Source organism: Rhizorhabdus sp. (assembly GCF_018006725.1).
In the GTDB taxonomy this organism is placed as follows: Bacteria; Pseudomonadota; Alphaproteobacteria; order Sphingomonadales; family Sphingomonadaceae; genus Rhizorhabdus.
In genome coordinates, this window is sequence record NZ_JAGMXV010000245.1 from 1 (window position 1) to 6,457 (window position 6,457).

A 6,457-nucleotide genomic window follows, 5' to 3' on the forward strand; every position below is an offset into this window, starting at 1 on the left:
TATCGAGGCCCGGAAAATGAGCCATGTGCGCGGCGCTCCGATGCATCCCCAGACCCAGGGCAAGATCGAGCGCTGGCATCAGACCCTCAAGAATCGCATCCTGCTCGAAAATTACTTCCTGCCCGGTGACCTTGAGGCCCAGATCGAAGCCTTCGTCGAGCATTATAACCACCGACGTTACCACGAGAGCCTGAACAACGTGACGCCCGCCGACGCCTACTTCGGCAGGGCCGATGCCATCATCAAACAGCGCGAAAGGATCAAACGGAAGACCATCGAACATCGCCGCTTGCTCCACCGCAAGATCGCCGCTTAATATCAACCCCAGGACGAGGCCCGCACTCCGCTAATTTACGCCGCGAGTTGTGCCAAATGTTCTGACGACGGACAGTGATCAAGGACGAGCTGGCAGGCGGCGCAGACAAGGCAAAGATGGCAGGTGCCGCAAAGACGATCGCTGCGGTCGCCCGCGCGCAAGTGCCGATGTTCCCCAAGGGGACCGGCCCCGGCGCTGGCGTGAAGACCGACGCCCTGCCGGCGATCTGGACCGACCGTGCCACGTTCGACGGGCATGCCAGGAAGCTGATCGCAGAGGCGGACAAGCTGGTGGCGGTAACCGGCGCCGGCAATGCCGGAGCGATTGCCGCGCAGTTCAAGGCCGTCGGCAGCACCTGTGGCGCCTGCCACAAGCAGTTCCGCGCCGACGACTGAGCAGGCAGGGAGCGTCGTGGTGACGGAAAAAGTCCGCGTCTGGGACGCGCCTGTACGGCTGTTTCACTGGTCACTGATCGGCCTGTTCGCCTTTTCGTGGTGGAGCGGTGAAAATCACGAGATGGAGTGGCATCGCACTTCGGGCCTTGCGGTGCTGGCGCTGCTGCTGTTCCGACTGTTCTGGGGGCTCGCCGGATCCCGAACGGCGCGCTTCGCTCAATTCATCAAGGGGCCTGGCACCGTGCTGGCCTATTTGCGGAAGGCGGCGGACGAGCAGGCGACCGACGGGCATAATCCACTGGGCGGGTGGAGCGTGGCGGCGCTGTTGCTCGTGCTGCTGACGCTGGTGACGGCGGGGCTGTTCTCGGTCGATGTGGACGGGCTGGAATCGGGGCCGCTTGCCGAATATCTGAACTTCGACGGCGGACGCGCGGCTGCCGAGATTCACGAGACCGCGTTCAAGGCGGCCCTGGCGCTTATCGGCCTCCATATCAGCGCGATATTGTTCTACCAGTGCCTCGTCGGGCGAGACCTTCTCCTCCCGATGATCACGGGGCGACGCGAGCGTGAAGCGGGCGAAGATGTCGATGATGTGCGCTGGTCACCGGTGCGAGCGGCAATCGGCCTGGCGGTGATCGTGTTCCTGGTATGGGCGGTATCGAAGGGTTTTCGCTTTCTCGGCGCGGGTGGGCTGTAGGACGCGTCACGGGTTAGGGCCGTTGGCGTCAGCTTTCATTCGCTTGCGGCGGCGGGGCCTCTTCGCGCTGGCGCGTCAGCGCCCTGTCATAGTCGATCGTCGCCGCGACGACCTTTTGCATCAACGCCATCCTCTGGACGAGAGGGCGGTCGGTGCGGCCGATCATGACCGCCAAGGCATAGGAGCGACCCTCGGGCGAGGTGAGGATTCCGACGTCGTTGTATCCGGCCTGCTCGCCTTCCAATATTTGCCCGGTGCCAGTCTTGTGTGCCAGCGTCCAGCCGGGTTTCAGCCCGCCCTTGAGCCGGTTGGCGCCCGTGCGCGTGTGGCTCATGATGTCGAGCATCTCGTCGGTCGAGCGCTGCGAGAGCAGGCGCCCCTGCTTGAGCCTCGACAGGGCGTCGACGATGCCAAGCGGGGAAGCGCCGTCCATCGGGTCGGCGGTGTACGCGTCGAAGGCCGTGCGCCGCGCCGTTCGGGGCAGCGCGTCGCGGGCTTCGTAGAAGCGGTTGCCGACCGCGTAATCGGCTTTCCAGTCGAGACCCGCGATCTTCGCTTGCAGCGCGCGCTCGCCCGGGCCGAAACGGACGCCCGAAATCGCCTTGGTCGCCAGCGTCGCGCGAATGCTGGCGGGGCCGCCGACTTCGCGGAGGATCCGGTCGTTGGCGCTGTTGTCGCTCTGCGTCAGCGCGCGCACGACGAGGTCTCGGGCGTCTGTACGGTACCCGCCGGGCCGTAGCGCGAGCGCACGGACGGGCTGGTGGAACAAGGTGAGGTCGGCTCTCGTCAGGCTGAGCTCACGATCGAGCGACATCGTGCCGCGATCCACCTGGTCGAAAGCGGTCAGCGCCACCCACAATTTGGATACGCTCTGCTGCGGGAACAGCTCGAGCCCGCGATGATCCGACGTCCAGCCTGTCTGCACGTCGCGGACCGCAATGCCGACATCGCCGTCGAAATGTCGGCCTAGTCGGGCGATCGTCCGGTCAAGCCCGCTTGCGGCGCTGGGCGGAATGGGGGCGAGGGTAACGACGATCGGCCCTGACGGGCGGGGACCGGCATTGCGTTCGGCCAAGATCGGACGGCGAACCTGGGAGCCACCCCGGTTTTGATCGTCGTTTGCCGAGGGGCTGCAGGACGCGAGGATGAGGGGAAGGGGGCCGAGACATGCTCCGGCCAGGCGCCACAGGAAAGGCCGTTCAGCCGTGCCGTTCACCCTCGTTCCGTCTCCTCTTCCGGTAACGCCATGATGGCAGAGGGAAATTAGCCATTGCTGAACGGCCGGGGCAAGCCCTTTCAGAGGCCGATGCGGGCGGATGGGGCGTTGGGCGCAATCAGCGCTTCCGCTGGTGGCGGTGCGGCGATGACCTGATATTTGCCGTTGCCGCCATCCTTGACCCGCCAGTCGAAACCATAGGCTTCCAACTGCTCGTTGACCCAGGCAGCGGGCGCGGTCGCTCCACCGATATCGCTACCGGTCGACTTGGCAAGATAGATGCGGCCGAGGCGCTCCAGCACGTCCGTTCTCGATAGCTGCGATGGCCGGAGGACATCGCCTGAGGCAGGCGCCTCTGATCCCGCTACCGCATTCTGGGCTGCCAGCTCGCGTTCCGCGCGGCGCGCGAGAAGCTGTACGAGCAGTTGCTGGGCATTGCCGGTTGCCGGCACACCCTCCGCCAGTGCGAGGCGGCGAAGATCCGTCTCAACCGACCGCGCGGTTGCTGCGAGCTGGCGGCTGTCGTCGCGCACGGCGTTACTGGCCTCGACGAATTCGGTGATCCGGAACGCCAGCGCCAGGACGATCAGCGCGATGAGAGCCGCCATCGCTGCGATCGGCCGGCCGGGTCGTCCGAAATGGAAGGAAGATATCATTATCGCAATGGCGAGGAGCATGCTCCCGCCGCACATAAGCATCGCAATCACACTACGCCCCCTGAACAACAGTCTTAACCATAATTCCGAATGACGTGCGGAGCAAATGGCGGCGGCCGGGAAGAGCGCGAAAACAGTTTTGAAACAGCCTGTGCCGGCGCACGGCTTTTCGCAGGTGGAACGATTGGCGGCAGGTCCCGTTGACCATGGAGAGGCCTGGCCTCGCGGAAAAGGATGGGAGAGAGACGATGAACGACAGCTTTGACGAGCCGCGCGGCGAAGCGGGGCACAGCCTGATCCTCGCCAGCCGCGTCAACGGCACACCGGTTTTTGACCGAGAGGGCGAACGGATCGGCCATGTCGACGACCTGTCGATCGAACGGAAGACGGGGCGTATCGCCTATGCGATCATGTCCTTCGGCGGTTTTCTCGGGATTGGCGAGAAATTCCATCCCATTCCCTGGTCGCTGCTCGACTATGATCCTGCGCAGGACGGCTATGTGGTATCGCTCGACCGATCAGTGCTGGAAGGCGCGCCCTATTATAGCCGCGAGGAACTGGTCGATCTCGGCGGCGCCAGCGTCACCCAATATGACCAGCGCATCTTCGAATATTACGGCCCTTACGGTCCGCTGCCCTATATCTGAGCGATGCTTGCCAGCTGAGTGGAGGGCGATGGTCCGGCGCGCTATGGCGGTCGAATGACGGAGATCGGGACCGCACATATCGTCGATGCGCTCTGCGCGGCGAGCGAAGGGCGAAAACGACTGCCATTCGTGGTCGGGATCGCCGGGTCGCAAGGCAGCGGGAAATCGACGCTGGCGCACGAGATCGAGGTGCAACTTCGCTCGCGGGGGCTAAGGGTGGCGACGCTGTCGATCGACGATATTTACCTGCGGCGCGTGGAGCGCGAGCGGCTGGCGCGGGAGGTCCATCCGCTGCTCGCAGTGCGCGGCGTCCCTGGAACGCATGACGTGGCGCTCGGCCACGCGGTGATCGATGCGTGCGGTCGGTCGGAAATCGTCGACCTGCCGCGCTTCGCCAAGGAGAGGGATGATCGCCTGCCGGTCGAGCAGTGGACTCGCGTCGAGGGGCCGGTCGATATCCTGCTGTTCGAAGGCTGGTGCGTGGGTGCCGCGCCCCAGGACGACGCCGAACTCGACGAACCGGTTAACGCGCTCGAACGGCAGCGGGACGCGGGCGGGGTCTGGCGTCGCTGGGTCAACCAGCGACTTGCTACGGACTATGCCGGCCTGTTCGCGCGCATCGACTGGCAAATCTTCCTCGCCGCGCCGTCCTTCGACGTCGTGGCGGGATGGCGGCGCGAGCAGGAGGAGGACCTGCGACAAAGGCTTTCGGCGGCCGGCACATCCACGGAAGGGACTATGGATGAGGCCGCGATCGATCGCTTCGTCCAATTTTATCAGCGTATCACCGAGCATATGCTGGCCGACATGCCCGCCCGTGCGGACCTGACCATCCTGCTCGATCCGCAAAGACGGCGCCGGCTTCGATTATCACATTGATTTGGCCGGGATCGCGTGAAAGGTCGGACGGATGACCGATGCGACAAAACCCCTGCGCGTGAAAAGCGATGACGGACTGATCCTTGCAGGGGAGGTCGGCGGGCCAGTGGGTGCGCCGACGGTGGTCATGCTGCACGGCGGCGGCCAGACGCGGCACAGCTGGTCCGGTACGATGGAGCAGCTGATCGCGCGCGGCTATCATGTCGTGAACTATGACGCGCGCGGCCATGGCGAGAGTGGCTGGTCGCCCGATGCGGCCTATCATGTCACCGACCTGGCGAATGATCTGCGGGCGGTGCTGCGCGGGGTGGGGCGTCCGGTCGCCCTCGTCGGTGCGTCGATGGGCGGGATGACCGCCTTCTACGCGGTCGGCAGCAGCCCGGAGCCGATTGCCGACGCGCTGGTCATGGTCGACATCACCTTGCGTCCGGCAGCCGAAGGTGCCCACCGTATCGCGGCCTTCATGAACGCGCATCTCGATGGCTTCGCTTCGGTCGAAGAGGCGGCCGATGCGGTGTCGGCCTATTATCCCGAACGGCCGCGCCCCAAGGATATCAGCGGCCTGCGCAAGAATCTGCGCGAGGGGCCGGATGGCCGCCTCTACTGGCATTGGGATCCCAAGATGCTGAGGCCGAGCGCACGCCCCGAGCCGCCGCGCTTTGCCGAAGCGCTGCGCTCGGTCGCCGACAATGTGACCTTGCCGGTCCTGCTCGTGCGCGGCGGCAAGAGCGACATCGTCGATGAGGAGGGCGTGGCGGAGATGCAGCGGCTGGTGCCGCAGACCGAGGTCTATGATGTCGCCGGCGCGGGCCACATGATCGCGGGCGATCGCAACGACAGTTTCAGCGCGGGACTGATCGCCTTCCTCGACCGGATCATGCCAGTGGCAGAACGCTGAGGGGCCTCAACCCTCGGCAACCTGCAGATCGGCCAGCTCCTCCGGCTTAGGTCCTCCTGTCGCCCAGTCGATCAGCTGGACCACATGCACGACCGGTCGAGCACTGCGCATCCCGATCTGGACCGCGCAACCGATATTGCCGGTCGCGACCAGATCGGCATCGAGCCTGTCGAGATTGGCGACCTTGCGATCGCCGAGGCGGCCCGCCAGCTCGGGTTGCAGGATGTTATAGGTTCCGGCCGATCCGCAGCAGAGATGTGCTTCGGCCGGCGTCACCACCCGATAGCCCGCCGCTGCGAGCAGCTTGCGCGGGACGTCGGGGAGCTTCTGGCCGTGCTGGAGCGAACAGGCGCCATGATAGGCCACGGTAACGCCCGACCGCTTAGGCGGGGGCAGGTCGAGCGGCGCCAGGAACTCGCTGATATCGCGGGCGAGGGCGGAGATCCTCGCGGCCCGATCGGCATAGGCGGGGTCCTGCCGCAGCATGAAGCCATAGTCCTTGATCGTGGTACCGCAGCCCGATGCCGTGATCAGGATGGCATCGAGCCCGTCCGCCTCGATCAGGCGCGACCAGGCATCGACATTGCGCCGCGCCGCCTCCAGCGCGGCCGCTTCCTTGCCCATATGATGGACGAGCGCGCCGCAGCAGACTTCGCCCGGCGCAGAGACGACCTGGTAGCCGATCCGCGCGAGCAGGCGCAGCGTCGCGGCACGGATTTGTGGCCGGAGCAGCGGTTCGGCGCAGCCCTGCAG

General features: G+C 65.5%; 9 protein-coding genes. 6 read left to right on the forward strand and 3 right to left on the reverse strand.

Translation table 11 applies throughout. The annotated features are described in order from the left end of the window. The 3 genes from KAY22_RS22665 to KAY22_RS22675 all read left to right on the forward strand — a co-directional run. Positions 1-316 (forward strand): integrase core domain-containing protein (locus tag KAY22_RS22665; RefSeq protein WP_296625449.1); only part of this gene is annotated, 316 nt, incomplete at its 5' end. A 74-nt stretch (positions 317-390) separates the two neighbouring features. After that, the gene (locus KAY22_RS22670) at positions 391-711 is read left to right on the forward strand and encodes a cytochrome c (RefSeq protein WP_296625450.1); all 321 of its coding nucleotides are present in this window, start codon (positions 391-393) and stop codon (positions 709-711) included. A gap of 19 nt (positions 712-730) precedes the next feature. After that, positions 731-1,408, forward strand: coding sequence for a cytochrome b/b6 domain-containing protein (locus tag KAY22_RS22675; RefSeq protein WP_296625451.1), 678 nt, complete (start codon positions 731-733; stop codon positions 1,406-1,408). A gap of 28 nt (positions 1,409-1,436) precedes the next feature. Here the strand turns inward: KAY22_RS22675 and KAY22_RS22680 are convergent, their stop codons facing one another. Continuing rightward, positions 1,437-2,624, reverse strand: a complete 1,188-nt coding sequence (locus tag KAY22_RS22680) for a serine hydrolase (protein ID WP_296625452.1) — start codon at positions 2,622-2,624, stop codon at positions 1,437-1,439. An 80-nt stretch (positions 2,625-2,704) separates the two neighbouring features. Further along, positions 2,705-3,232, reverse strand: a complete 528-nt coding sequence (locus KAY22_RS22685; RefSeq protein ID WP_296625453.1) for a hypothetical protein — start codon at positions 3,230-3,232, stop codon at positions 2,705-2,707. 296 nt (positions 3,233-3,528) lie between these two features. On the opposite strand from KAY22_RS22685, the gene KAY22_RS22690 reads away from it, so the two are divergent. Genes KAY22_RS22690 through KAY22_RS22700 form a run of 3 tightly spaced genes read left to right on the forward strand, consistent with a single transcriptional unit; the run spans position 3,529 to position 5,704 of the window. Beyond that, entirely contained in the window at positions 3,529-3,927 is a 399-nt protein-coding gene (locus tag KAY22_RS22690) for a PRC-barrel domain-containing protein (RefSeq protein WP_296625454.1), read from the forward strand. A gap of 54 nt (positions 3,928-3,981) precedes the next feature. Further along, positions 3,982-4,806, forward strand: a complete 825-nt coding sequence (locus KAY22_RS22695) for an adenylyl-sulfate kinase (protein WP_296625455.1) — start codon at positions 3,982-3,984, stop codon at positions 4,804-4,806. A 31-nt stretch (positions 4,807-4,837) separates the two neighbouring features. Beyond that, a complete protein-coding gene (locus KAY22_RS22700) occupies positions 4,838-5,704 on the forward strand; it encodes an alpha/beta hydrolase (RefSeq protein ID WP_296625456.1) in 867 nt (288 codons plus the stop codon). A 6-nt stretch (positions 5,705-5,710) separates the two neighbouring features. On the opposite strand, the gene KAY22_RS22705 is transcribed toward KAY22_RS22700, so the two are convergent. Beyond that, positions 5,711-6,457, reverse strand: a 747-nt coding sequence (locus KAY22_RS22705) for a heterodisulfide reductase-related iron-sulfur binding cluster (protein ID WP_296625457.1), incomplete at its 5' end; no start/stop codon positions are given.

Excerpts from the sequence above, each read along its gene's own strand:
- KAY22_RS22695 (WP_296625455.1), top strand. The coding sequence starts at position 3,982 with ATGACGGAGATCGGGACCGCACATATCGTCGATGCGCTCTGCGCGGCG.
- KAY22_RS22690 (WP_296625454.1), top strand. The coding sequence starts at position 3,529 with ATGAACGACAGCTTTGACGAGCCGCGCGGCGAAGCGGGGCACAGCCTG.
- KAY22_RS22700 (WP_296625456.1), top strand. The coding sequence starts at position 4,838 with ATGACCGATGCGACAAAACCCCTGCGCGTGAAAAGCGATGACGGACTG.
- KAY22_RS22685 (WP_296625453.1), bottom strand. The coding sequence starts at position 3,232 with ATGGCGGCTCTCATCGCGCTGATCGTCCTGGCGCTGGCGTTCCGGATC.